Source organism: Pectobacterium fontis (genome assembly GCF_000803215.1).
Classification (GTDB): domain Bacteria; phylum Pseudomonadota; class Gammaproteobacteria; order Enterobacterales; family Enterobacteriaceae; genus Pectobacterium; species Pectobacterium fontis.
Window position 1 is genome coordinate 128,487 of the sequence record NZ_JSXC01000014.1, and the last position, 24,518, is coordinate 153,004.

Below are 24,518 nucleotides of genomic sequence, written 5' to 3' on the forward strand. Positions count from 1 at the left end.
CCTGTTAGAACGTCTTAAGACTTCGCGGGTTCTGCTGGCGTTTGTTGCGCCTGCTGATTTTCTTGAGCGATTTCTTTAGCTTTCACCTGCGCACCAGGTCTGATTTTTTGCAAACCCGTCACGATAACGCGGTCGCCTGCTTTCAAGCCTTCGGTCACTAACCATTTGTCACCAATTGCTTTATCGGTTTTAAGCGTACGAGGTTCCACTTTATCGCCTTCTCCAACTACCATAGCGGTAGCCTGGCCACGCGGATCGCGGGTAATACCTTGCTGAGGCACTAATAAGGCTGTTGGGTTAACGCCGGAATCGAGACGGGCGCGTACGAACATACCGGGGAGAAGGTTGTGCTGGGGGTTAGGAAAAATGGCGCGCAGCGTGATGGAACCGGTGGTTTCATCTACCGTAACATCAGAGAATTCTAATGTCCCTGCCTCGGCATATTCCGTACCGTTTTCTAACAGCAGACGGACATTGGCTTTGCCTTCATTCTGCTTCAGCGTGCCGTTTTCCAGCGCTTTCTTCAGTTGCAGGAAATCATTACTGGACTGGGTGACATCAACATAGATTGGGTCAAGCTGTTGCACGGTGGTGAGTGCCGTCGCCTGTCCGGTTGACACCAATGCACCTTCCGTCACCGTTGATTTACCCACGCGGCCTTCAATAGGCGAATTGACTTTGGTGTAAGCCAGATTGATTTGTGCCGTATCAACCGCGGCTTTAGCGGCCAACACCGCAGCATCGGCTTGGCGCGAGGTGGCGACCGCCTGATCGTAATCCTGCTTGCTGACGTAGTTGGTGCCCAGCAGCGGTTTATAGCGGTTAACCGTCACGCGGGCAATTTCTGCCTGAGCCTGAGCCTGAGCCAGTGAGCCTTTGGCGCTGTTATAGTTTGCTTGATAGGTCGCAGGATCGATCTGATACAGTGAGGCGCCAGCCTTAATGTCAGATCCTTCAACGAAGTTGCGTTTGAGGATAATACCGCCAACCTGTGGTCGAACCTCTGCAATGCGGTAAGCACTTGTGCGGCCCGGCAGCTCGGTCATCACATTCAATGCTTCTGTTTTCAACGTGACAATACCCACTTCAGGCATGCGCTGTTGCGCGCCCCCCTGCTGCTTGGTGTTGTCATCACATCCTGCGAGTAGTAAGCCGCCAGAAAGCATCAGAACTGCCGCCAGAGGCGTTAGCCCTCTGTTTTTGTTCATAGATAAACCTCAAGTGTCCGATTTGAAATTGACCAATGGATCACAAGCTTAAAAAAACCCATTGCTGCTATAATTTTATGTTCATGCTATGTTACATACATTCTTGAATGTATGTAAATCGCGCTTCCCTTCAAATACAACGATATGGCACGAAAAACCAAAAAACAGGCTCAGGAAACTCGGCAACAGATACTGGATACGGCGTTAAAAGTGTTCTCTGAGCATGGTGTGTCTGCGACTTCATTGTCTGACATTGCAACTGCTGCTGGCGTAACCCGCGGTGCTATTTACTGGCATTTTAAAAACAAAGCCGAAATCTTTGATGAGATTTGGGCGCTGGCAGAGTCAAAAATCAGTGAGTTCGAAATAGAGTATCAGACAAAATTCCCTGATAATCCACTTCGCGTAATGCGTGAGTTGTTGATTAATATGCTTCGTTTAACTGTCAGTGATACAAACTGGCGCTCGATTCTGGAAATCGCTTTTCATAAATGCGAGTTCGTCGGTGAAATGTTGCAATCGTATAACGCGCGCAAAGAGCTTTATCTTTCCTGCTATGTCGATATTGAGGAAAATCTGCTCGAGTGCATCCGTATGGGGATGTTACCGACGGATATTCACTCGCGTCGTGCAGCGATCGCGCTGCGCGCCTACTTCTCTGGTGTGATGGAAAACTGGCTATTTATGCCGGAAAGTTTCGATCTCGATGAGGAAGCTCCTGCGTTGGTGGATGCCTTTATCGATATGTTGCATTTTAGCCCGGCGCTGCGTAAACCCGCAGAGTAAGTGGCCGTTCGAATTCGTCTATCTTACCTCTGCATGGTGCTATTCGTTGTGTGCAGACGATTTAGCGTTGGTTTCTGTTAGCACAATCTTTTTCTCAAAATCGGTTTGCACTATTGCCAATGCGGCCAGCACGGTATGCGGTTCGATCTGATTTTCTTCCAGCAGCATAATCAAATCGACCGCCAGCTTAACTTCTGGGGGGGCATTTTCAAGTGACATGACTCGGTTCCTCCTTTCTTGGCAACGCTGTGGGGTTACAGCCCTTGTTCCCGGCGTTCGATCTGACGCTCCAGTCGTGACAGCGACTGACGGCAGCGTGACAGGCGTCCTTCCAGCGCCGCCAACTCTTTTTGCAGTCGCTGTTGCTCGCTAAGAAGCGTCTGTGTAACGAGCAGACTTTCTCTATCCTGAATCATCGAAAGCAAGCGACGTTCATAATCCTGATGTTCCGCCAGTTTGTGATATACATCTTCCGGTTGGGGAGCGCCTTCTTGCTCCTGCCTGCGCAGTGACTGTGTTGCCAGTTCGCGCTGTAGTGCGGCTATCTGGCTGACCAACTTTTCTGCCAGAAAAGCCACGCGATCGGTGCGTTGTTCTGCGACCAACTGTTTTATTGCGTGCAGATTTTGTTCAACTTCGACACGATAATCACGTAGCCGAGTGCCGTAGCTGCTAAAAAGCTGGCGGTCAAAGCGCGATTGTGGCACGGCTTTATCCGCCAGCGGTTCGAGCGCTTTCGCTAGCGTGGTAATCTGTTGTTCAAGCGCTTGCAACAATCGATGTGTGTTCACGTTTTCCCTTTTTACGCTAAGGTGATGATTCAGTGCGTTGACGCGGTATGCTGTGGTTGTGTAGTCGGTCTGGGTCTGCGTGACCTGATACCTTGCATGAGGATATCTTAACTAATCCATCGGGCAAGGTGGTGATAAAGTGTCGTAGAGAAAATCTGGTGGTAGCGAACAAAGCATAAAGGTGAATATGTATCGCGTGTTGCTGATAATATTGGGGTGGGTTTCCGTTGTACTGGCAACGTTAGGTGTCGTGCTGCCTTTATTGCCGACCACGCCTTTCTTGCTGCTGGCTGCCTGGTGTTTTGCCCGCTCGTCTCCACGTTTCCATAACTGGTTGCTATACCGTTCCTGGTTTGGCAGCTATCTGCGCCACTGGCAGCAACATCGGGCGTTACCGCCGGGAGCAAAATGGAAGGCCGTCACCATGATTCTCCTGACGTTTGCGCTTTCACTCTGGTTGGTTAAACTGGTTTGGGTCAGGATTTTACTGTTGGTCATTTTGGCTATTTTGCTGACCTTTATGCTTCGTTTACCTGTGCTTGATCCAGAACAACAACCGCAGGGCGCGAATCCGAAAAGATAGCGTAAGCGGCAGTCTCTGTGACGAAAATACAAAAAATACGCACCCAGAGTGCGGATAGTTGCATTTGTCAGCCACTTTGACTAGATTTGACCGCTTTCGTGCGCGGGTCACCACTTTCTTCCTTGTCATAATGCCCATTCATCACATCATGCGATGATGAAAGCGTGGTGGTGATCGGCATTGGTATGTTCAGAACGTTTTATCAGGCACAACTATGATGACCGTAACAGCGCAGCAGGCAGAATTAATTAAAAACAGTATCAAAAGCATCCCCGATTATCCGAAGCCGGGCATACTGTTCCGTGATGTCACTAGCCTGCTGGAAGATCCTGTCGCTTATGCAGCCAGTATTGAGATGCTGGCGAACCGTTATCGCAACATCGGCGTGACGAAGGTTGTGGGTACAGAGGCGCGTGGTTTTCTGTTTGGTGCCCCGGTTGCTCTGGCGTTGGGTGTGGGTTTTGTTCCCGTGCGTAAACCGGGCAAACTGCCGCGTCCGACTATCAGTGAAAGCTATGAGCTGGAATACGGTTCAGATACATTGGAAATTCATGCTGATGCCATCTCCGCTGGCGATAACGTGCTGGTGATCGACGATCTGCTGGCGACGGGCGGTACGCTTGAAGCCACGGTGAAATTGATCCGTCGTCTGGGCGGTGCGGTAAACGATGCCGCTTTTATTATTAACCTGTTCGACCTGGGCGGCGAGCAACGCCTGACCGAGATGGGTGTCACTTGCTATAGCCTGGTGGACTTCCCCGGCCATTAATCATAACAGTCTCGCCGATAGCGGCGTGGCTGTGTTAGCATGATCGCCTCAATAACTCGACTGTTGCGGTATTGATGAGCTATCAGGTTCTTGCCCGTAAGTGGCGTCCCCAAACCTTTACCCACGTTGTCGGTCAGGAACATGTCCTGACCGCACTGGCGAATGGCCTTTCCCTAGGCAGGATCCATCACGCGTATTTGTTTTCTGGCACCCGCGGTGTCGGAAAGACGACGATTGCCCGTTTGCTGGCAAAAGGGCTGAATTGCGAACAGGGCGTGACGGCCACGCCGTGCGGCCAGTGTGACAACTGCCGGGAAATCGAGCAGGGCCGTTTTGTCGATTTAATTGAAATCGATGCCGCGTCCCGCACTAAAGTCGAAGATACGCGCGATCTGTTGGATAACGTGCAGTATGCCCCCGCGCGTGGGCGATTCAAGGTGTACCTGATTGACGAAGTACACATGCTATCGCGCCACAGTTTTAATGCGCTGCTGAAAACGCTGGAGGAGCCGCCTCCCCACGTCAAATTCCTGCTGGCGACCACCGATCCGCAGAAGTTGCCGGTGACTATTCTGTCGCGCTGTCTGCAATTTCACCTTAAAGCGCTGGATGTTGAACAGATTCGTGCGCATCTGGAACAGGTATTACAGGCAGAAAATCTCGTTAGCGAACCTCGTGCGCTGCAACTTCTTGCGCGAGCCGCCGATGGAAGCTTGCGCGATGCGTTGAGCCTGACCGATCAGGCCATTGCGATGGGGCAAGGGCAGGTCACGACCGCGTCTGTCAGCCACATGCTGGGGACGCTGGACGATGAACAACCGTTGGCGCTCATTGAAGCGCTGGCGAAAGGCGATGGCGTACAGGTGATGTCATTGCTCGATCAGGTCGCCGCGCGTGGCGTCGATTGGGAATCGCTGCTGGTAGAAACCCAGACCCTGTTACACCGCATTGCGATGGTTCAACTGCTGCCTGCGGCGTTGGGGGATGATTACGCGGCGGTCGAAGCCCGTATGCGAGATTTAGCGCGCGTGCTGCCGCCCGCAGACGTGCAGCTTTACTATCAGACCCTGTTAATTGGCCGCAAAGAGCTGCCTTTTGCGCCAGACCGTCGAATGGGCGTGGAAATGACGCTGCTGAGAGCGCTGGCGTTTCACCCCAGTCAGGTCATTGTTGAACCGGTTGCGCCCGTTCAGGCTACGCGTGTTCCTGCTATCCAGCCGCCTGCGCCGCAGCCTGTTGCTGCGGCTCCTGAGGCGGTTCGCATGCCGAGGCGGCAAAATACCGCTTCTCCCGAATATGAGCCGCCATCTTATTCTCCTGAACCACCGATGGATGTATCCGCGTATGCGCCGCCGTTAGGGGAACCGCCTGCTTCAGCGGAGCTGCATGGTGAAAACGAGCTGCCTGATGCGACCTCCCAATTGCTACAGGCGCGCAGCCAACTGCTACGAAAACAGGGGAGTACGCCGCCAAAAAAGGCTGAACCGGCAGCGTCTGACAACACGCGGCCGGCAACCTCAGCGCTGGAGCGATTGGCTTCAGTCACTGAGCGCAGCCTGCAACGGCAAAATGCGAAAACCTCGCCCTCCGAGCCTAAAAAGCCGGAAGCGTATCGTTGGCGGGCGCAAAACAACGTCGAAGAAGAAAAGGTTGATGTAGCGACGCCAAAAGCGTTGCGCTCGGCATTAGAGCATGAAAAAACGCCGGAACTGGCGGCACGGCTGGCGGAAGAGTCGCTGGAGCGGGATGCCTGGGCGGCGGAAATCCATCGCCTGACCTTGCCAAAGCTGGTACAACAATTGGCGCTGAATGCGTTTAAAGAGAGCGAAGAGGCAGGCAAGATCCATCTGCATCTGCGTTCATCCCAGCGGCATCTGAATTCGCCTGCGGCGCAAAAGACGCTGGTGGACGCATTGACGGCTCACTACGGGTATCCTGTAGAATTACTGATTACGGAAGACGACAACCCGGCGTTGCGAACGCCGCTGGAGTGGCGTCAGGCGATATATGAAGAAAAACTGGCGCAGGCGCGTCAGTCGATTCTGGCTGATACAACGATTCAAACGCTGCGGCGTTTCTTTGATGCGGAACTGGACGAAGAAAGTATCCGCCCTGTTTAACCGCTGCGAGTGCGCAGCCCGACGTGATGAAGAGAGAAAACTATGTTTGGTAAAGGTGGAATTGGCAACCTGATGAAGCAAGCCCAGCAGATGCAGGAAAAAATGCAGCAGATGCAGGAAGAAGTGGCGAATCTGGAAGTCACAGGCGAATCGGGCGCGGGTCTGGTGAAAATTACGATCAACGGTGCGCACAATTGCCGCCGCGTTGAGATCGACCCAAGCCTGATGGAAGATGACAAAGAGATGCTGGAAGACCTGATCGCGGCGGCATTCAATGATGCAGCACGCCGTATCGCAGAAACGCAGCAAGAGAAAATGGCAGCGGTTTCCAGCGGCATGCAATTGCCGCCGGGCTTCAAGATGCCGTTCTGATGCAGACCAGTTCGCTTCTTGAATCACTGATGGAAGCGCTACGCTGCTTGCCGGGCGTTGGGCCGAAGTCTGCGCAGCGTATGGCGTTTCAACTGCTGCAACGTAACCGCAGCGGGGGGATGCGTCTGGCGCAGGCGTTGACGCGGGCGATGTCCGAAATCGGCCACTGTAGCGATTGCCGCACCTTCACCGAGCAGGACGTGTGTGCGATTTGTTCGAACCCACGTCGCCAGCAAAACGGGCAGGTTTGCGTGGTGGAAAGCCCGGCGGATATTCAGGCTATTGAACAGACCGGGCAGTTTGCCGGTCGTTACTTTGTTTTGATGGGGCATTTGTCACCGCTGGATGGCATTGGCCCGGACGATATCGGTTTGGGGCGGCTGGAAGAGCGCCTGCAAGTGGAATCGATCAGCGAAGTGATTTTAGCGACCAACCCGACGGTTGAAGGCGATGCTACGGCGAATTATATCGCCGAACTGTGCGCACAACACGGCGTGATGGCTAGCCGCATTGCCCACGGTGTCCCCGTTGGCGGCGAACTGGAAATGGTTGATGGCACCACGCTGTCCCATTCTCTGGCGGGGCGTCAGCCTTTCCGGTTTTAATCTGTCGGCTACCAGCGTTATTAGCTGGTAGCCGCCTTTGCTTTATCTTTCATCGTTTTCTTTACTCACTCAATTTTACCCCTTGAAACCACCTTGGTTTATCCCCATCTGCTACTTATCGTCAGTTTAATCAGCCTGAATAATATTAGGATTGAGGTAAGCAACAATGAGTATGAAAGGCCAAGAGACTCGCGGGTTCCAGTCCGAAGTTAAGCAACTCCTGCATTTGATGATCCATTCGCTGTATTCCAATAAAGAAATTTTTCTGCGTGAGTTGATCTCCAATGCCTCCGATGCGGCAGATAAGCTGCGTTTCCGTGCGCTATCCACGCCGGAACTGTACGCGGGCGATGGCGATCTGCGTGTGCGAGTGTCTACGGACAAAGAAAAACGCACGCTGACGATTTCTGACAACGGCATCGGTATGAGCCGTGACGAAGTGATTGATAATCTCGGTACGATTGCGAAATCCGGCACCAAGGCTTTTCTGGAATCCATGGGTTCCGATCAGGTTAAAGATAGCCAACTGATTGGTCAGTTCGGGGTCGGTTTTTACTCTGCTTTCATCGTCGCAGATAAAGTGACCGTGCGTACCCGAGCTGCGGGTGCGAACGCCGATCAGGGCGTGTATTGGGAATCTGCTGGCGAAGGGGATTACACCATCGCTGACATCACCAAAGACGATCGTGGTACGGAAATCACTCTGCACCTGCGCGAAGGTGAAGACGAGTTTCTGGACGACTGGCGTGTGCGTTCCGTTATCAGCAAATATTCCGATCACATTGCGCTGCCGGTAGAAATTCAATCCCAGACGGAAAGTGAAGAGGAAGGCGGCGAGTCCACGGTAAGCTGGGAAAAAATCAACAAGGCGCAGGCGCTGTGGACGCGCGGTAAATCTGAAGTCAGCGATGATGAATACAACGAATTCTATAAGCACATTTCCCACGACTTTACCGATCCGCTGAGCTGGAGCCACAACCGTGTGGAAGGGAAGCAGGAATACACCAGCCTGCTCTACATCCCGGCTCGCGCACCGTGGGATATGTGGAATCGCGATCATAAACACGGTCTGAAATTGTATGTGCAGCGCGTCTTCATTATGGATGACGCTGAGCAGTTCATGCCGAACTACCTGCGTTTTGTTCGCGGCCTGATTGATTCCAACGATCTGCCATTGAACGTTTCCCGCGAGATTTTGCAGGACAGCCGTGTGACGCAGAATCTGCGCAATGCGCTGACCAAGCGTGTGCTGCAAATGCTGGATAAATTGGCGAAAGACGATGCGGAAAAATACCAGACGTTCTGGCAGCAGTTTGGTCTGGTGCTGAAAGAAGGCCCGGCGGAAGATGGCAGCAACCGTGAAGCCATTGCGAAACTGCTGCGCTTTGCCACCACGCAATCCGACAGTTCTGCACAGACGGTGTCGCTGGACGATTACGTTAGTCGGATGGTGGAAGGTCAGGACAAGATCTACTACATCACCGCAGATAGCTACGCGGCAGCGAAGAGCAGCCCGCATCTGGAACTGTTCCGTAAGAAAGGCATCGAGGTATTGCTGCTGTCTGAGCGCATTGATGAATGGATGATGAGCTACCTGACCGAGTTTGACGGTAAATCCTTCCAGTCTGTCAGCAAGGCAGACGAAGCGCTGGATAAACTGGCTGACGAGGAAAACGCAGAACAGAAAGAAGCGCAAAAAGCGCTGGAGCCGTTTGTTGAGCGTGTGAAAACCCTGCTGGGCGAGCGTGTTAAAGATGTGCGTTTCACCTACCGTTTGACCGACACGCCTGCGATTGTCGTGACGGATGCGGATGAAATGAGCACGCAGATGGCAAAATTGTTCGCCGCGGCGGGTCAACAGGCGCCGGAAGTGAAGTACATTTTTGAACTCAACCCGGAGCACGCGTTAATTAAACGTGCGGCTGACGTGTCCGATGAAGCTGAATTCGGTGAATGGGTTGAACTGTTGCTGGATCAGGCTTTACTGGCCGAACGCGGTACGCTGGACGACCCGAACCAGTTCATTCGTCGTATGAATCAGTTGCTCAGCGCCTGAGCGTGACATCCTTCAGACCCCGGTACGCCGGGGTCTCCTTCAAGGTCATTCTTCCTTCCACTATTGTGCGTTTCTTCATCTACACTGAATGACAACATTGGGTAGACTTTAGGTATCTTGCTTTTTTTCATCAGTCTACGCGTTGCTGAAGCGTGCCCGTTCCTTGAGCATAAGCGTCTGGAATGGTATGGTTTAGCGTTTTTCAAATTTATTTTATAAATACTACATAGCAAGGGGATTTACGCGATGCGTATTATTCTGCTGGGCGCTCCGGGCGCAGGCAAAGGTACTCAGGCTCAATTCATCATGGAAAAATACGGTATTCCGCAGATTTCCACGGGTGACATGCTGCGTGCAGCGGTAAAAGCCGGTACTGAATTGGGCAAGCAGGCTAAAGAAATCATGGATGCAGGTAAACTGGTCACTGATGAACTGGTCATTGCTCTGGTTAAAGAGCGCATCGCCCAGGACGATTGCCGTAACGGTTTTCTGCTGGATGGGTTCCCACGGACTATTCCACAAGCTGATGCCATGAAAGATGCCGGTATCGATGTGGACTACGTTATCGAATTCGCTGTGCCTGATGAACTGATCATCGATCGTATCGTAGGCCGTCGCGTTCATGCGGCGTCGGGTCGCGTCTATCACGTAAAATTCAATCCGCCTAAAGTTGAGGGCAAAGACGATGTGACCGGCGAAGATCTGACCATTCGTAAGGACGATCAGGAAGATACCGTGCGTAAGCGTCTGGTTGAATATCATCAGCAGACTGCGCCGCTGGTTTCTTACTATCAGAAAGAAGCTGACGCGGGTAACACCCGCTATTTCAAAGTAGAAGGCACGCGTAAAGTGGAAGAAGTGCGCGCAGAACTGGAAACCATTCTGGGTTAATTTTCTCCGCGAACACAGCCTACTTTCTGAATGCCAGACGACGGTCTGGCATTTTTTGTTCCCAAGCCCCGGTTTGTTCATTTTCTTCTATCGATAGCATCGGTGTTATCCCTGCTATCTGCCCGTATTTGTTTCATTTTTTTTCGCTACAATAGATATCTGATATTACGCACTGGCGGGCTGAAACAAGGCTCGCTCTTCATAAAAGGAAGACGGCGATGAAACAAGAGAAATACGGTGTGCTGATGGTGAACTTAGGGACGCCCGATGCCCCGACGCCGCAGGCGGTGAAGCGTTATCTGGCTGAGTTTCTCAGCGACCGCCGCGTGGTGGATACGCCGCGTCTGCTATGGTGGCCGTTGCTACGCGGTATCATCCTGCCAACACGCTCACCGCGCGTGGCGAAGCTCTATCAATCCGTCTGGATGGAAGGCGGATCGCCGCTGTTGGTGATTAGCCGCCGACAGCAGCAGGCGCTGGCGGCGCGCATGCCGGAAACGCCTGTTGAACTGGGTATGAGCTACGGTTCGCCCAGCCTGCGTTCGGCGCTGGACAAATTATTGGCACAGGGCGTAACGCAACTGGTGGTCTTACCGATGTATCCGCAATATTCCTGCTCAACGACCGCCGCCGTGTGGGATGGGCTTGCTGCACAGTTGCGGGATAATCGTCAGTTACCTGCGATTCGTTTTATTCGTGATTACGCTGAGCACCCTGCTTATATTGCGGCGTTAAAGCACCGTGTCGAGCAATCCTTTGCTGAACATGGCGAACCGGACAGGTTAGTGATTTCCTATCATGGTATTCCTGTACGTTACGCCAATGAAGGGGATGACTATCCGCAACGCTGTCGGGCGACCACCGAGGCGCTGATTGCTGCGCTGGGGCTGCCAGAGGATAAAGTCATGATGACCTTCCAGTCACGTTTTGGCCGTGAGCCGTGGTTGACACCGTACACGGATGAGACCATGCAGGGGCTACCCGCGCAGGGAATTAAACACATTCAGATCATGTGCCCGGGTTTTGCCGCTGACTGTCTGGAAACGTTGGAGGAAATTCAGGAACAGAACCGTGAAATCTTCCTGCACGCGGGCGGAGAAGCGTTCCACTATATTCCCGCGCTCAATGACGATCCGCTGCATATCGATCTGCTGGAACAGCTAGTTAGATAAGCCGAGTAGGAAGGAAAGGGTCGATTCTCAACAAGGGCACCATAACATTATAAGGCTGTGTGATTTATACCTCATTACAGGGCGCGGCTTCCCAGCGATAGCCAATGCCATATACTGTGCGGATAAATGAGGTCTCTTCGTCCAACAGCTCTAGCTTGCGGCGCAGGTTTTTGATGTGGCTATCGATGGTACGGTCGGTCACGACGCGATAATCATCGTAGAGATTATCCAGCAGCGCCTCGCGGGAAAATACCTTGCCCGGCTCGGTGGAGAGCGTTTTGAGCAGACGAAATTCCGCGGGCGTCAGGTCGAGGTTCTGCCCGAGATAGCTGGCCTGAAAGCCGCTTTTATCAATCAACAGGACCGTTTCGGTGTTTTCTGTGGTTTTCACGCCGTCATTTTGCCAACCGCAGCGGCGCAGCAGCGTTCTGACGCGCACGACCACTTCGCGCGGGCTGAAGGGTTTACAAATATAGTCGTCGGCACCGATTTCCAGCCCCAGTAAGCGATCGATCTCTTCGCTGCGGGCGGTGACCATAATGATTGGTACGTTGGAAAACTGGCGAATAGTACGGCAGAGCGTCAGACCATCGCAGCCTGGTAGCATCAGATCCAGCAAAATGAGGGCCGGGGGATGCTGCTGTACCCACGCGACGACATCGTTGCCGTTGGGCAGCCAGTGCGTGGCATAGTTCGCGGCCTGAAGGTAATCCACCAGCAGTTGTCCCAACTTGGGCTCATCTTCGACGATCAGAATAGGTGACGTCATAGCGAAATCGGGTACGGTTGTCATAGCTCTGCTTGTTTTGGGTATTGTGAGTGACGCTTAATCTGGTACGTGCGAGGGAAGCTCGATGGTTATCATCACCCCCCCTAATGGCGCATGTTCAGCATACAGCCGTCCACTATGCGCCTCAACGATATTATTACAGATAGCCAGCCCCAGACCAGAGCCGCCGCTGGTACGGTTGCGCGAACTTTCTACACGGTAAAAACGCTCAAAAATCAGATGAAGCTGCTCGTCGGTGACGCCGGGGCCACTGTCCTGCCAGATCATCGCCCAGCGTTTCTGCTGCTGCACCATGGTAATGTGTAATTGTCCCTGTTCATCGGTGTAGCGCAGGCTGTTTTCCAGCAGATTATTAAATAACTGACTCAGCCGATCCGGGTCACCAAAGACGCCAGCCTGAGCGGGCAAATCGGTATTGAGCGTAATTTGTTTTTTCTGAAAACGCTCATGAAACGCGGCAATTGCAATATGCAGCACCTGCACCACGTCCACCTCCGTTTTGCGGTAGGCCAGCGCCCCGCGATCGGACAGCGTGAGCTGATGCAAATCGTCCACCAGTTTGGTTAACGTCGTGACTTCAGATTGGAGCGAATGCAGCGAATGGGCGTCGGGCTTGCGTACACCATCCTGCAACGCTTCCAACTCGCCACGCAGCACCGCCAATGGTGTTCTCAACTCGTGGGAGACATCGGCCATAAATGCACGGCGCGACTGTTCATTTTTTTCCAGCGTGCTGGCAAGCTGATTGAAATCTTGCGCCAGCCTGCCTAATTCATCGTGCGAGCTTGCCGTCACCCGCGTGCTGAAATCCCCCGATGCCAGACTGTGCATGCCGTTAACCAGCCGCTTGACGGGAGCGAGCAAGCCGCGTGCGGTGAGCCAGGTCGCGATAATGGCGAGTAGCGTCGAGAGCGCGACAATCAGCCAACTGGTGCGCTGCTGTTGTTGATCAAAACTGATATCGGCGTTGCGGGTGAGGCGTTCAACGGGTGAGGCGACAATCCAGCCGACGGTCTGATGGTGTACCTGAATGGGTTGCCAGGTACTTTCGGGGGGGATTGGTGCCGAAGAGCCGGACAACTTATTTTTATCTGAATCAAGCACCCAGAGACGTACTCGCCACCCTTGTAGGCTGTTGTCGGTATCGTTGTTCTGATCCAGAGAGTGCAGCATTTTGAATACCAGACGCTCATTATTGCGCAGAAATGACCAGTTACCGTGCTGCTGATATTGCTCTGCCAGCGCATCGCGTAGTTGCGTGACTCGTTGCTCGTTACCGCGCTTAATGTAGTCGATAAAGCCCCGTTCGAAGCTGACGCGCACGCCCCAATGCATGGTAATCAGCACCAGCATACAGGTGGCGAAAATCGCAAGAAACAGTTTGGCGGTGATGCCGAATTTCATCATGACCTCACGATTTACGTGCCAGGGTTGACTGCTTAATACTGTCTGCTGGCACACGGTTAAAGATTAGCGCGGGCAAAGCGATGATCGCGATCATGCTGAGATAGGTGTAAATAAACATACTCTGGTTTTCTCCGCTTGCCGTGTCGATGTGCGGTTGGGAAAACATCCCCAGCAGTATACCCGCGATACTGACGCCGAGGCTGGTGGACAACTGCATGGTCATCGACATTAGGCTATTGCCGCCGCTGGCGAGCGTGTCCGGCAGATCTTTCAGCGTCAGCGTATTCATGGCGGAGAAGCGAATGGCGTTCACCATACCGAGGAAGAACAACACAATCGGGATCATCCAGATCCATTGCAGGAGTGCGACCAATGCGAAGAGTGCTGTCACCAGCGCCAGCAGCAGCGTGGAAGCGATCAGCACGCGGCGATAACCAAGATAGTTGACGATTTGCACCACGATCCGTTTTATTCCCATATTGCCAAGTACCATTGGCACCATCATCAGCCCGGCATGGAAGGGCGAAAAACCCATACCCAACTGTAAAAACAGCGGCGTCATAAACGGCAACATATTACTGCCGATGCGTGCCAGTAGCCCGCCGGTCAGGCCGATAGAGAAGGTCTGTGTGTCGAACAAACGCAGGTTGAATAACGCGCGTTCATTATGGCGAGCGTGTAGCCAGTAACTTAACAGAGCGATCAGCCCGATGGCGATCAATGCGAAAATAGCAATCGGCGGCATACCCAGGCTGCGGTTGCCGTCCAACGCCAGCGTAAGGGTGGCCATACCGACAGCGAGCCACAGGAAGCCGCTGATATCAAAACGCTGCGTCTGCATGGTGTAATTGGGCATCAGGAACCAGGTTGCCAGAGCGCCGATAATACCAACGGGCAGATTGATCAGGAAAATCCAGTGCCAACTGGCGTATTCCACTAAAAAGCCACCGAGCGCAGGTCCCACGAGCGGGCCGATCTGGCTGGGCAACGTCACGAAGGTCATCGCCGCCATGTACTGGTCGCGTGGCACAATCTTCATCACCGTCAGACGGCCTACCGGCACCATCATCGCCCCGCCAACGCCCTGAATGACGCGAGAGACTAACAATTCATTCAGCGTTTCCGAACGGGCGCACAGCAGCGAGCCGAATGTAAACAACAGAATCGCGGCGAAAAAGATATTCTTCACGCCGATGCGATCCGCCAGCCAGCCGCTGGCGGGTAACATCACCGCGACGGTCAGTACATAGGAAACAATCACCGAATGCATATGCAGCGGGCTTTCATTCAGACTCGCGGCCATTGAAGGCAGCGCGGTATTCACGATGGTGGTATCCAGCGTCTGCATAAAAAAGCCAAAGGCAACAATCCAGAGCTGCCAGCGAACGGAGGCTGGTTGGGTCATCTTCCATGACCCTCTGGATAGTTGGATATATTCGCCATCGTCGGTGGTGTCCTCATATTGCTAATATTTTTATCTCGGAGAGGTTTCATGCGCTGAGCATTTTCTCTGGCGTAAATTATGCTGAGGGAAATGCAGACTCTCGGATAAGCGGCACGGATGCCGCGCAAGCCGATGCCGCGTAGGGAACGCGTCAGCGGCGGTCCGTAAAGAGGATGCTTTTCCCGAAGGCACCGCAAAGCGGCATAATTTCCCGCCACAAGCCAGGGTTCCAAGGGCGACGGCAATTGAGCCGCCCTTGGTCGGGCGCGTTCGGAACGCTACTAGAAAAACAGTGAACATTACGCGCACGAAACCTCTCCAGAAATAACATGTTATTAGGTCTTACCATTACTCATGTTCGGTCACGACAATGACAAATCCTTCCCCGGGGCTTTACGCCGAATCCCCCTCAGCTTGTCGAAAAACAGATACACCACGGGTGTGGTGTACAGCGTGAGGATTTGGCTCATCACCAACCCGCCAACAATTGTGATGCCGAGTGGTTGCCGCAGTTCCGCGCCATCACCGCTGGTCAGCACTAACGGCAGTGCGCCAAACAGCGCGGCCAGCGTGGTCATCATAATCGGGCGGAAACGCAGCATGCAGGCCTGAAAAATGGCGTCCTGTGCGCGTAAATTGCCGTTACGCTGCGCCACCAGCGCGAAATCCACCATCATGATGGCGTTCTTCTTCACAATCCCGATCAACAGCATGATACCAATCAGCGCCACCAGACTAAACGGTGCGCCAAACCACTCGAGCGCTAATAGCGCGCCGACACCCGCCGAGGGCAGGGTAGACAGGATCGTTAGCGGATGCACATAGCTCTCATACAGCACGCCCAGCACGATATATACAGTGATAATCGCAGCCAGAATCAACAACAGTTGGGAAGACTGCGACTGCTGGAACGCCTGCGCCGTACCGGAGAACTGGCCGCGTACCGTAGATGGCACGCCTAGCGATGTCATGGTTCTGTCTATCGCCGCTGTAGCGCTGGACAAATCCGTGCCTTCCGGCAGGTTAAAAGAGATCGTCGAGGCGGCAGACAACCCCTGATGATTCACCGACAGCGGTGCGTTAATGGGTTTCCAACTGGCGAAATACGAGAGCGGGATTGGCTTACCTGCGCTATTGATCACAAACATCTTGTTCAGTGAACTGACATCCTGCGTGTAGGCGTCATCCACTTCCATCACCACCTTGTACTGATTTAGCGGCTGATAAATGGTCGAAATCTGACGCTGTCCGAAAGCATTATTGAGCAGCGCATTGACGGCTGAGACGTTGATCCCCAACTGCGCCATGGCGTCACGATCGTAGGTTAGCGCCATTTCAGCGCCTTTATCCTGCTGATCGGAGTTCACATCGGCCAGTTCCGGCAGGGTGCTGAATGCGGCACGGATCTTGGGTTCCCAGGTGCGCAACGCGCTCAAATCATCAGACAGCAGCGTGTACTGATACCCCGCGTTCGCTTCCCGCCCGCCGATACGGATATCCTGCACTGGCATGAGGAACAGATTAGCACCGGGTTCTTTTGCCAGCTTGGTGCGCAGGCGGCTGATCACCTGCTGGGCGGAAACATCGCGCTCGGATAGCGGCTTAAGTGAGATAAACATCGATCCGCTATTGGTGCGTGAGCCGCCGGTAAAGCCGTTAACGTTATCCACTGCCGGATCGCTGCGTACGATCGTCATAAAATTCTGGAGTTTCATCGTCATGGCCTGAAACGAAATACTCTGGTCAGCCTGAATAAAGCCCATCAGCCGACCCGTATCCTGCTCTGGGAAAAAGGTCTTCGGAATGCTGATGTACAGCCAGACATTGAGCGCGATGGTCCCTAGCAGAAGCAGCAACACCCAACGCGCATGGTTGAGCACCCACTTCAGCGAGCGTCCATAACTTTGCTGCATCGCGAATAGCAGACGGTTAAAGCCACGGGTACGCGGCTGGTTGCGTTTAGGCACGGCGCGCAGTAACCGTGCGCACAGCATTGGGGTGAGCGTGAGTGAAATCAGCAGCGAAATCACGATCGCCACCGACAGTGTGACGGCGAATTCGCGGAATAGTCGCCCCGGCAAACCGTCCATCAGCAGGAGCGGGATGAACACCGCTACCAGCGACAGGCTCATCGATAAGACGGTGAACCCCACTTCCCGCACGCCCTGAAGCGACGCCTGTAGCGGCTTCATCCCCGCTTCGATGTGGCGGGAAATATTCTCCAGCACCACGATGGCGTCATCCACCACGAAGCCTGTGGCAATGGTGAGTGCCATCAGCGAGAGGTTATTCAGGCTAAAGCCGCACAGGTACATCGCGGCGAAAGTACCGATCAGCGACACGGGGACGGCCAGCGCCGGAATGGCGGTGGCGCGCCCGGAACGCAGGAACAGGAAAACGACCAGAATCACCAGCGCGACGGCGATCACCAGTGATTGCTCCACTTCTGCCAGCGAGGCGCGAATGGTGGGCGAACGATCCTGAGCGATATTTAACTGGATTTCGGCCGGCAGACTGGCGCGTAGCGCTGGCATCGCGGCGCGGATGTTGTCCACGGTGGTAATAATGTTGGCATCTGGCGCCCGGCGAATCATGACCAGAATCGCTGGTTTCGCGTTCGCCATCCCGGCATTACGTGAGTTCTGCACCGAATCTTCCACCGTCGCGACATCACTCAGACGGGCGGCGGCCCCGTTGCTATGGTGGATAATCAGCGGCGCGTAGGCTGCGGCAGTTTTTAGCTCATCATTAGTTTGTATCTGCCAACTTTTCTGGTTGTTTTCCACATTCCCCAGCGGCTGGCGCACGTTCGCCTGTGCTATGGCCTGCCGTACTTCATCAAGGGAAATACCCTGATTAAACAGCGCCACCGGATTCAGCGCGACGCGCACGGCAGGCAGTGAACTCCCGCCGATGGACACATCGCCGACGCCTTCCATCTGCGAAATTTTCTGCGCGAGCTGGGTAGACGCGAAGTCGTACAATTGCCCCTGACTGTGGGTGTCTGAGGTCAATGTCAAAATCATGACGGGGGCATCGGACGGATTAACTTTGCGATAAGTCGGGCGGCTGGACATACCGGAGGGTAGCAGGTTCTGCGCCGCGTTGATCGCCGCCTGTACATCCCGCGCCGCGCCGTTGATATCCCTGTTGAGGTTAAACACCAGAATGACGCGCGTACTGCCGAGCGAACTGGTGGAGGTCATCTCGCTGACGCCCGCGATCCGACCCAGCGCCCGTTCCAGCGGTGTCGCGACGGCGGAAGCCATGGTTTCCGGTGACGCGCCGGGCAGCGACGCGCTGACCGAAATCACCGGGAAATCTACCTGCGGCAGCGGTGATACGGGCAACAGGCGGAACCCTAAAACGCCGCACAGGGCGATGGCCAGCGTCAGCAGCAGAGTGGCGACGGGGCGGTGGATGAACAGGGCGAAGAACTTCACTCGGTTTCTTCCTCTTGACGTGGCGTAGGGCGGAAACGCGTCGCCAAACGGTCAAATAGCAGGTAAATCACCGGTGTGGTAAATAGCGTCAGAACCTGGCTCATGATCAGGCCGCCTACCATACAGATCCCCAGCGGCTGACGCAGTTCCGCGCCGACGCCGGTACTCAGCATCAGCGGTAGCGCACTCAGCAGTGCCGCCATGGTGGTCATCAGAATCGGTCGGAAACGCAGCAGACACGCCTGATAAATCGCGTCATACGGTTTCATCCCCTGCTCTCGCTCCGCCGCCAGCGCGAAGTCGATCATCATGATGGCGTTCTTCTTGACGATCCCAATGAGCAAAATGATCCCGATAATGGCAATCACATCCAGTTCATTCCCCGCCATCATCAGCGCCAGTAGCGCGCCGACCCCGGCGGTAGGTAGCGTAGACAAGATGGTGATGGGGTGAATAAAGCTCTCGTACAGCACGCCAAGCACAATGTACATGGCGACAATCGCCGCGACGATCAGCCACACGGTACTGCTCAGTGCCGACTGGAACGCCAGCGTGCTGCCCTGAAAACGGGTAGTGATATCCGCTGGCAGATTCATCTGCTGCTCGGCCTGCGTGATGGCCTCAACCGCTTCACCCAGCGCATAGCCTTTAGCGACGTTGAAGGAGATGGTTGTCGATGGGAACTGGTCGATATGGTTGATCGCCAGCGGCCCCTGACGCTCTTCAATGGTGGCAATGCTGCTGAGCGGGATCGTCCCGCCGTCGCTGCTGATGAGGCGCACGTCGTTCAGCGCGTCCAGACCCGTGTTGTTGCTCGTATCGTGCTCCAGCACCACGCGGTACTGGCTGGCCTGCGTATAAATAGTGGAAACCAACCGCTGACCAAAAGCGTTGTACAGCGCGCTATCAACCTGCGACATCGTGATACCCAGACGGCTGGCGCTGTCGCGATTCACATTGACGTAGGCGACGGCGGCGCCATCCTGCCAGTCGCTGCTGACATCCTCTAGCTGTGGCAGCTTTTTCAATTCGGTCATCAACGTCGGCACCCACTCGCTTAGCTCGTCCAGTGACATCGCCTGCAACGTAAACTGGTATTGGGTACGGCTAATTTGGGTGTCGATAGTGAGATCCTGCACCGGTTGCAGATAGAGTTGGATGCCGGGGATCTGTGCGGTTTGTTGCTGAAGTCGATGGATGATCTCGGGAATGCGCTCGCTGCGTTCACTAAGCGGTTTCAGGTTGATTTGCAGTCGGCCACTGTTTAGTGCGGCGTTGGTGCCGTCAACGCCGATGAAGGAGGAGACGCTTTCCACCGCCGGATCTTTCATGATAATCGAGGCGACGCGCTGTTGGCGATCGGCCATATTGCTGAACGAGACCGTCTGCGGAGCCTGCACGGTGCCCTGAATGATGCCGTTATCCTGTATCGGGAAGAACCCTTTCGGGATCCAGATGTAGAGTAGGATGGTCAGCAGCAGCGTACCGAGTGCGACGCTGAGCGTCAGCCACGGATGGTTCAGCACCTTGCGCAACCAAACGCCGTAGGCATCAATCAGGCGTGTGAAGAAACGTTCGCTGGCGCGGGTAAAACGATTCTGTTTGCGCAACGCCTGGTGGCTTAGCATCCGGGCGCACATCATCGGGGTGAGCGTGAGCGACACGACGGCGGAAATCAGGATAGATACCGCCAGCGTCACGGCAAACTCGCGGAACAGCCGTCCGACGATATCGCCCATAAACAGCAGCGGGATCAGCACGGCGATGAGGGAGAAGGTGAGGGAAATAATGGTGAAGCCAATTTCTCCCGCGCCTTTCAGCGCCGCGTGAAGCGGTTTTTCCCCTTTTTCTATATAGCGGGCGATGTTCTCGATCACCACAATGGCATCATCCACCACGAAACCGGTGGCGATAGTGAGTGCCATCAGCGTCAGGTTATTGATGGAAAAACCGAGGAAATACATGGCGGCAAAGGTGCCGATCAGCGACAGCGGCACGGCGATGCTCGGGATCAGTGTGGCGACGGCGTTACGCAAGAACAGGTAAATCACCATGACGACCAGCGCGATAGCCAGCAATAGCTCAAACTGGACGTCTTTCACCGAGGCGCGAATGCTGGTGGTGCGGTCGGTCAGCGTGGTGACGTCGACAGCATTCGGCAGGCTGGCTTTTAACGCAGGCAGCATCTTGCTAATGCTATCCGTTGTGGTGATGACGTTAGCACCCGGCTGACGCTGAACGTTGATAATGATCGCCTGCTGCCGGTTCGCCCAGGCACCGAGATGAATATTCTCGGCGGCCTGTTCAATGGTGGCGACATCCTGAAGCCGCACCGGTGCGCCATTCTTCCAGGCGACAATCAGCTTGCGGTAATCATCAACGGATTTCATCTGATCGTTGGCGGAGAGCGTGACCGAGCGCGTCGGGCCATCCAGACTTCCTTTGGCGGAATTCACGTTGGCGGCGGTAATCGCGGTACGGATCGTTTCGCTGGTCAAGCCATAGGCCGCCAGCGCGGGCGCATTCAGCCTCACCCGCACCGCCGGACGCTGGCCACCCGCTAACGACACCAGCCCGACGCCCGCCACCTGTGAGATTTTCTGCGCGATGCGGTTGTCCACGATATCCTGTACCTGCGTCATCGACATGGCGCTGGAGGTGACGGCCAGTGTCATAATTGGCGGGTCTGCCGGATTCACTTTGCTATAGGTCGGCGGGTAGGGCAGATCGTTTGGCAGCAGATTGCTTGCTGCATTGATGGCGGCCTGCACGTCCTGCTCGGCGACGTCCAGCGATAGCTCAAGCTGGAATTGAAGCGTGATGACGGAGGCGCCGCCCGCGCTTTGCGTCGACATCTGTTTTAGCCCAGACATCTGCCCGAACTGCCGCTCCAGCGGCGCGGTAATCGCCGAGGTCACCACATCGGGACTGGCACCGGGATACAGGGTAATGACCTGAATCGTTGGGTAATCGACTTCCGGCAGTGCGGAAACCGGCAGCGCCCGATAGCCGATAATACCGGCCAGCAAAATCGCGATCATCAGCAGCGTGGTCGCGACCGGACGCAGAATAAACAGGCGCGACGGCCCGCCGCCGCTGGCTGGAACGCTCTCCTGCATCAGGATTTCTCCCCGTGGGTGATCGGCGTTTTCTCAATCAGCGTTGAAGACACGACTTCCACTTGAGCGCCTTCGGTTAAACGGTCGATACCGTCAGTCACCACTCTCACATCCGCATCCAGCCCTGCCGTCACCACCACCCACTGACCATACTGAATACTGGTCGTGACCTGACGTTTACTGACTTCGTTCTTATCATTCAGGATCCAGACAAAACGGCCTTCATTCCCCATTTGTACAGCGGCGGAAGGCGCGACGACGGCGTTTTGTAGCGTATCGACCTTCATGCGGATATTCACGAACTGGTTCGGAAACAGGGCATCGTCCAGGTTGTCAAAACGCGCCTTGAGCTTGATTGTGCCTGTCGTGGTGTCGATCTGGTTATCCATACTCAGCAAGGTGCCCTGCGAAAGTTTCTTCTGGTTGGCGCGATCCCAGGCCTCGACGACAGGTGGTTGACCGGATTTTTGTGCGCTCAGGATCGTGGAAATTTCTGCTTCTGGTACGGTAAAGACCACATCAATCGGGTAGGTCTGCGTAATCACGACGATGCCATTGGTATCGCCACTGGTGATGTAATTCCCGACATCGACCTGCTTTAAGCCGATCCGACCGCTGATAGGTGCGGTGATCTTGCTGTAATCCAACTGGAGTTGGGCGCTGGCGACGGCACCTTCATCGGCTTTCAGCGTGCCTTCCGCCTGACGAACCGCGGCGGTCTGCGTATCCAGTTCCTGACGGGAGATCAGATTGGTTTTCACCAGTTGCTGATAGCGTGCCAAATCCTGTTGAGCATTCGCCAGCACGGCACGATCTTTTGCCAATTGCCCCTGTGCCTGCGTCAGTTCAACCTGAAAAGGGCGAGGGTCGATTTCCGCCAGCAGATCGCCAGCCTTAACCTGCTGTCCTTCCTGAAAGTGCAGCGCCATCAACTGCCCATTCACCCGACTGCGCAGCGTCACGGTATTGGCCGCCGTGACGGTGCCTAAACCAGATAGATAGTAGGGTACGGAAGCGGATTGCGTCAGCGCAGCCTGTACGGGTGCCAATGTGCGCATGGCACCACGGCGTCCACCACCGCTGCCGCTGTTTCCCGAATGTGATGTACGGGCGGTGCGCTGTTCACTGGTGCCGGAGGTGGCCGGCGGCGTCTGGGTAAAATGGCGCCAGACCAGTACAGCAATAGCGATAACGGCGGCAAATATCAGCAGGCCTCGGATACGTTTGGCATTCATAGTGATGGATTATTCTCCAGGTTGCGCGGGAAGTACGATCTATCCGTCATACTTCACGCGGCATGTGCGTTGGCTGTCATACTCAGCGCGTGATGAAATCAATGGCCTAATTTTACTAGTTTAAACAAGGGATGCCGGACAAAAATGAAGGAAATATGGAAGATGTGTCAGGGTTTGTAGGAAAAAATTCCGGCAGCGCGAGGCTGCCGGATAGAGATAAAAATTTTATAACGCGATAAAGAGTTACAGCACCAGACCGGCGATAGCGGCGGAAAGGATGCTCACCAGCGTGGAACCGTAAACCAGTTTCAGACCGAAACGGGAAACCACGTTGCCCTGTTGCTCGTTCAGGCCTTTAATTGCGCCCGCAATAATGCCGATGGACGAGAAGTTGGCGAAGGACACCAGGAACACAGACAGGATGCCTACGCTGCGTGGAGACAGTTCACCGGCCACTTTTTGCAGTTCCAGCATCGCGACAAATTCGTTGGAAACCAGTTTGGTCGCCATGATGCTGCCCACCTGAAGCGCTTCATGAGCAGGGATACCCATGATCCAGGCGAACGGATAGAACGCGTAACCGAGCACTTCCTGGAAACTGATACCAAAAATGGCGCTGAAAATCGCGTTGACCGCGGCAATCAGTGCGATGAAACCGATCAACATGGCCGCCACGATAACGGCGACTTTGAAACCTGCCAGAATGTATTCGCCCAGCATTTCAAAGAAGCTCTGATTTTCATGCAGAGTACCCAACTGCAATTCTTGCTCTTCACCGACTTTGTAGGGGTTAATCAGCGACAGCACAATGAAGGTACTGAACATGTTCAGAATCAGCGCGGCAACGACGAATTTGGCATCCAGCATCGACATATACGCCCCGACGATGGACATCGAGACGGTGGACATAGCCGTCGCTGACATGGTGTACATGCGTTTTTCGGACATCTTGCCCAGAATGTCTTTATAGGCAATGAAGTTTTCGGACTGACCGAGAATCAATGAACTGACCGCGTTAAAGGATTCCAGTTTGCCCATGCCGTTTACTTTGGACAGGAGCGTACCAATGGCGCGGATGATGATCGGCAGCACTTTAATGTGTTGCAGGATACCGATCAGCGCGGAAATGAAGACGATAGGGCATAGCACTTTGAAGAAGAAAGAAATCAGGTTCTTCTCACTGTTCACCATGTCACCGAATACGAAGTCCGTCCCTTGGCCTGCGAATCCGAGTAATTTGTCAAAGACTGCGGCGAACCCTTTGACGACACCTAACCCAATGTTTGAGTACAGGAAGAAGTAAGCAAGCAGAATTTCGATGACGAGTAACTGAATAATAAAACGAATACGAATGCTTTTACGATCGCGGCAGACAAGCAGCGCCAGCGCTGCAACAACAACCAGCGCCAGAATAAATTGCGCGATATGGGACAAGGACATGTGTGCTCCAAATATGAGGCAGGCCAGATTTTCCACGTCATTTTATGTAACGCGTGCGCTAAAAATGAGATGAAGAACGCAAAAAAACAATTATACCTTGGGATTTTATCGAAACTAAATGCCATGTCTCGTTATTCGCGTTTTTCTGTTCATTCATTATTCTTATCTCACGCCAAAAACGATACCGCGATACGCTGAGTGCCAGCTTGGCGGTATTTTGCATGGTGTTTTTACATGATTTAAACGGGAGAGTGTTGATGTCAGTCGCGGATCGCAATATGAGCCCG

Annotated in this window: 19 protein-coding genes; 9 read left to right on the forward strand and 10 right to left on the reverse strand. The window is 54.2% G+C overall.

Annotated features, from left to right (window positions below; genetic code table 11):
* Positions 1-14 precede the first annotated feature (14 nt).
* Positions 15-1,208: an efflux RND transporter periplasmic adaptor subunit gene (locus OI69_RS05060; RefSeq protein WP_039346865.1), complete on the reverse strand. Its 1,194-nt coding sequence runs from the start codon at positions 1,206-1,208 to the stop codon at positions 15-17.
* Positions 1,209-1,352: 144 nt separating this feature from the next.
* Between OI69_RS05060 and acrR the strand changes: the two genes are divergently transcribed.
* Complete coding sequence (gene acrR / locus OI69_RS05065) at positions 1,353-1,994, forward strand: multidrug efflux transporter transcriptional repressor AcrR (RefSeq protein WP_039346866.1); 642 nt, start codon at positions 1,353-1,355, stop codon at positions 1,992-1,994.
* A 39-nt stretch (positions 1,995-2,033) separates the two neighbouring features.
* Here acrR and rsmS read toward each other — a convergent pair whose 3' ends face one another.
* Together rsmS and priC are read right to left on the reverse strand one after the other, a co-directional pair.
* Positions 2,034-2,213 (reverse strand): pleiotropic regulatory protein RsmS, encoded by a 180-nt coding sequence (rsmS, locus tag OI69_RS05070; protein WP_039346867.1) that lies wholly within the window; start codon positions 2,211-2,213, stop codon positions 2,034-2,036.
* 35 nt (positions 2,214-2,248) lie between these two features.
* A complete protein-coding gene (gene priC, locus OI69_RS05075) occupies positions 2,249-2,785 on the reverse strand; it encodes a primosomal replication protein PriC (protein WP_039346868.1) in 537 nt (178 codons plus the stop codon).
* Positions 2,786-2,972: 187 nt separating this feature from the next.
* Between priC and OI69_RS05080 the strand changes: the two genes are divergently transcribed.
* The 8 genes from OI69_RS05080 to hemH all read left to right on the forward strand — a co-directional run bounded on the left by OI69_RS05080 (position 2,973) and on the right by hemH (position 11,353).
* Positions 2,973-3,368, forward strand: coding sequence for a DUF454 family protein (locus tag OI69_RS05080; RefSeq protein ID WP_039346870.1), 396 nt, complete (start codon positions 2,973-2,975; stop codon positions 3,366-3,368).
* Between the two features lie 217 nt (positions 3,369-3,585).
* Positions 3,586-4,137, forward strand: coding sequence for an adenine phosphoribosyltransferase (apt, locus tag OI69_RS05085; protein ID WP_039346911.1), 552 nt, complete (start codon positions 3,586-3,588; stop codon positions 4,135-4,137).
* A 74-nt stretch (positions 4,138-4,211) separates the two neighbouring features.
* Positions 4,212-6,257 carry a DNA polymerase III subunit gamma/tau gene (gene dnaX, locus OI69_RS05090; RefSeq protein ID WP_039346871.1) on the forward strand — a complete coding sequence of 682 codons (2,046 nt, stop codon included), beginning with the start codon at positions 4,212-4,214 and terminating at the stop codon, positions 6,255-6,257.
* Positions 6,258-6,299: 42 nt separating this feature from the next.
* Positions 6,300-6,629 carry a YbaB/EbfC family nucleoid-associated protein gene (locus tag OI69_RS05095; protein ID WP_039346872.1) on the forward strand — a complete coding sequence of 110 codons (330 nt, stop codon included), beginning with the start codon at positions 6,300-6,302 and terminating at the stop codon, positions 6,627-6,629.
* Complete coding sequence (gene recR, locus OI69_RS05100) at positions 6,629-7,234, forward strand: recombination mediator RecR (RefSeq protein WP_039346873.1); 606 nt, start codon at positions 6,629-6,631, stop codon at positions 7,232-7,234. The genes OI69_RS05095 and recR overlap by 1 nt, the downstream gene beginning before the upstream one ends.
* A gap of 172 nt (positions 7,235-7,406) precedes the next feature.
* On the forward strand, positions 7,407-9,290 hold the full coding sequence (htpG, locus tag OI69_RS05105; RefSeq protein WP_200886900.1) for a molecular chaperone HtpG: 1,884 nt from the start codon (positions 7,407-7,409) through the stop codon (positions 9,288-9,290).
* Positions 9,291-9,536: 246 nt separating this feature from the next.
* Positions 9,537-10,181: an adenylate kinase gene (gene adk, locus OI69_RS05110; RefSeq protein ID WP_039346875.1), complete on the forward strand. Its 645-nt coding sequence runs from the start codon at positions 9,537-9,539 to the stop codon at positions 10,179-10,181.
* A 218-nt stretch (positions 10,182-10,399) separates the two neighbouring features.
* Entirely contained in the window at positions 10,400-11,353 is a 954-nt protein-coding gene (hemH, locus tag OI69_RS05115) for a ferrochelatase (RefSeq protein WP_039346878.1), read from the forward strand.
* A gap of 64 nt (positions 11,354-11,417) precedes the next feature.
* Here hemH and baeR read toward each other — a convergent pair whose 3' ends face one another.
* From baeR to OI69_RS05150, 7 genes are all read right to left on the reverse strand, one after another.
* Positions 11,418-12,146 (reverse strand): envelope stress response regulator BaeR, encoded by a 729-nt coding sequence (gene baeR / locus OI69_RS05120; protein WP_052198306.1) that lies wholly within the window; start codon positions 12,144-12,146, stop codon positions 11,418-11,420.
* 33 nt (positions 12,147-12,179) lie between these two features.
* Entirely contained in the window at positions 12,180-13,547 is a 1,368-nt protein-coding gene (gene baeS, locus OI69_RS05125) for an envelope stress sensor histidine kinase BaeS (RefSeq protein ID WP_039346919.1), read from the reverse strand.
* Between the two features lie 7 nt (positions 13,548-13,554).
* Positions 13,555-14,955: an MFS transporter gene (gene mdtD, locus OI69_RS05130; RefSeq protein WP_039346880.1), complete on the reverse strand. Its 1,401-nt coding sequence runs from the start codon at positions 14,953-14,955 to the stop codon at positions 13,555-13,557.
* A gap of 401 nt (positions 14,956-15,356) precedes the next feature.
* A complete protein-coding gene (gene mdtC / locus OI69_RS05135; RefSeq protein ID WP_039346881.1) occupies positions 15,357-18,437 on the reverse strand; it encodes a multidrug efflux RND transporter permease subunit MdtC in 3,081 nt (1,026 codons plus the stop codon).
* Positions 18,434-21,556, reverse strand: a complete 3,123-nt coding sequence (locus tag OI69_RS05140) for an MdtB/MuxB family multidrug efflux RND transporter permease subunit (protein ID WP_039346883.1) — start codon at positions 21,554-21,556, stop codon at positions 18,434-18,436. The genes mdtC and OI69_RS05140 overlap by 4 nt, the downstream gene beginning before the upstream one ends.
* Complete coding sequence (locus OI69_RS05145) at positions 21,556-22,791, reverse strand: MdtA/MuxA family multidrug efflux RND transporter periplasmic adaptor subunit (protein WP_039346884.1); 1,236 nt, start codon at positions 22,789-22,791, stop codon at positions 21,556-21,558. Before OI69_RS05145 ends, OI69_RS05140 begins: the two co-directional genes overlap by 1 nt.
* A 243-nt stretch (positions 22,792-23,034) precedes the next feature.
* Entirely contained in the window at positions 23,035-24,225 is a 1,191-nt protein-coding gene (locus OI69_RS05150; protein WP_154715518.1) for a NupC/NupG family nucleoside CNT transporter, read from the reverse strand.
* Positions 24,226-24,518 lie beyond the last annotated feature (293 nt).

What these genes read in the sequence shown, in the direction of transcription:
- apt (WP_039346911.1), top strand. Translation starts at nt 3,586, where the DNA reads ATGACCGTAACAGCGCAGCAGGCAGAATTAATTAAAAACAGTATCAAA.
- dnaX (WP_039346871.1), top strand. Translation starts at nt 4,212, where the DNA reads ATGAGCTATCAGGTTCTTGCCCGTAAGTGGCGTCCCCAAACCTTTACC.
- adk (WP_039346875.1), top strand. Translation starts at nt 9,537, where the DNA reads ATGCGTATTATTCTGCTGGGCGCTCCGGGCGCAGGCAAAGGTACTCAG.
- OI69_RS05145 (WP_039346884.1), bottom strand. Translation starts at nt 22,791, where the DNA reads ATGAATGCCAAACGTATCCGAGGCCTGCTGATATTTGCCGCCGTTATC.
- OI69_RS05060 (WP_039346865.1), bottom strand. Translation starts at nt 1,208, where the DNA reads ATGAACAAAAACAGAGGGCTAACGCCTCTGGCGGCAGTTCTGATGCTT.
- recR (WP_039346873.1), top strand. Translation starts at nt 6,629, where the DNA reads ATGCAGACCAGTTCGCTTCTTGAATCACTGATGGAAGCGCTACGCTGC.
- OI69_RS05080 (WP_039346870.1), top strand. Translation starts at nt 2,973, where the DNA reads ATGTATCGCGTGTTGCTGATAATATTGGGGTGGGTTTCCGTTGTACTG.
- baeS (WP_039346919.1), bottom strand. Translation starts at nt 13,547, where the DNA reads ATGAAATTCGGCATCACCGCCAAACTGTTTCTTGCGATTTTCGCCACC.
- acrR (WP_039346866.1), top strand. Translation starts at nt 1,353, where the DNA reads ATGGCACGAAAAACCAAAAAACAGGCTCAGGAAACTCGGCAACAGATA.
- mdtD (WP_039346880.1), bottom strand. Translation starts at nt 14,955, where the DNA reads ATGACCCAACCAGCCTCCGTTCGCTGGCAGCTCTGGATTGTTGCCTTT.
- baeR (WP_052198306.1), bottom strand. Translation starts at nt 12,146, where the DNA reads ATGACAACCGTACCCGATTTCGCTATGACGTCACCTATTCTGATCGTC.
- OI69_RS05140 (WP_039346883.1), bottom strand. Translation starts at nt 21,556, where the DNA reads ATGCAGGAGAGCGTTCCAGCCAGCGGCGGCGGGCCGTCGCGCCTGTTT.
- rsmS (WP_039346867.1), bottom strand. Translation starts at nt 2,213, where the DNA reads ATGTCACTTGAAAATGCCCCCCCAGAAGTTAAGCTGGCGGTCGATTTG.
- OI69_RS05095 (WP_039346872.1), top strand. Translation starts at nt 6,300, where the DNA reads ATGTTTGGTAAAGGTGGAATTGGCAACCTGATGAAGCAAGCCCAGCAG.
- htpG (WP_200886900.1), top strand. Translation starts at nt 7,407, where the DNA reads ATGAAAGGCCAAGAGACTCGCGGGTTCCAGTCCGAAGTTAAGCAACTC.
- hemH (WP_039346878.1), top strand. Translation starts at nt 10,400, where the DNA reads ATGAAACAAGAGAAATACGGTGTGCTGATGGTGAACTTAGGGACGCCC.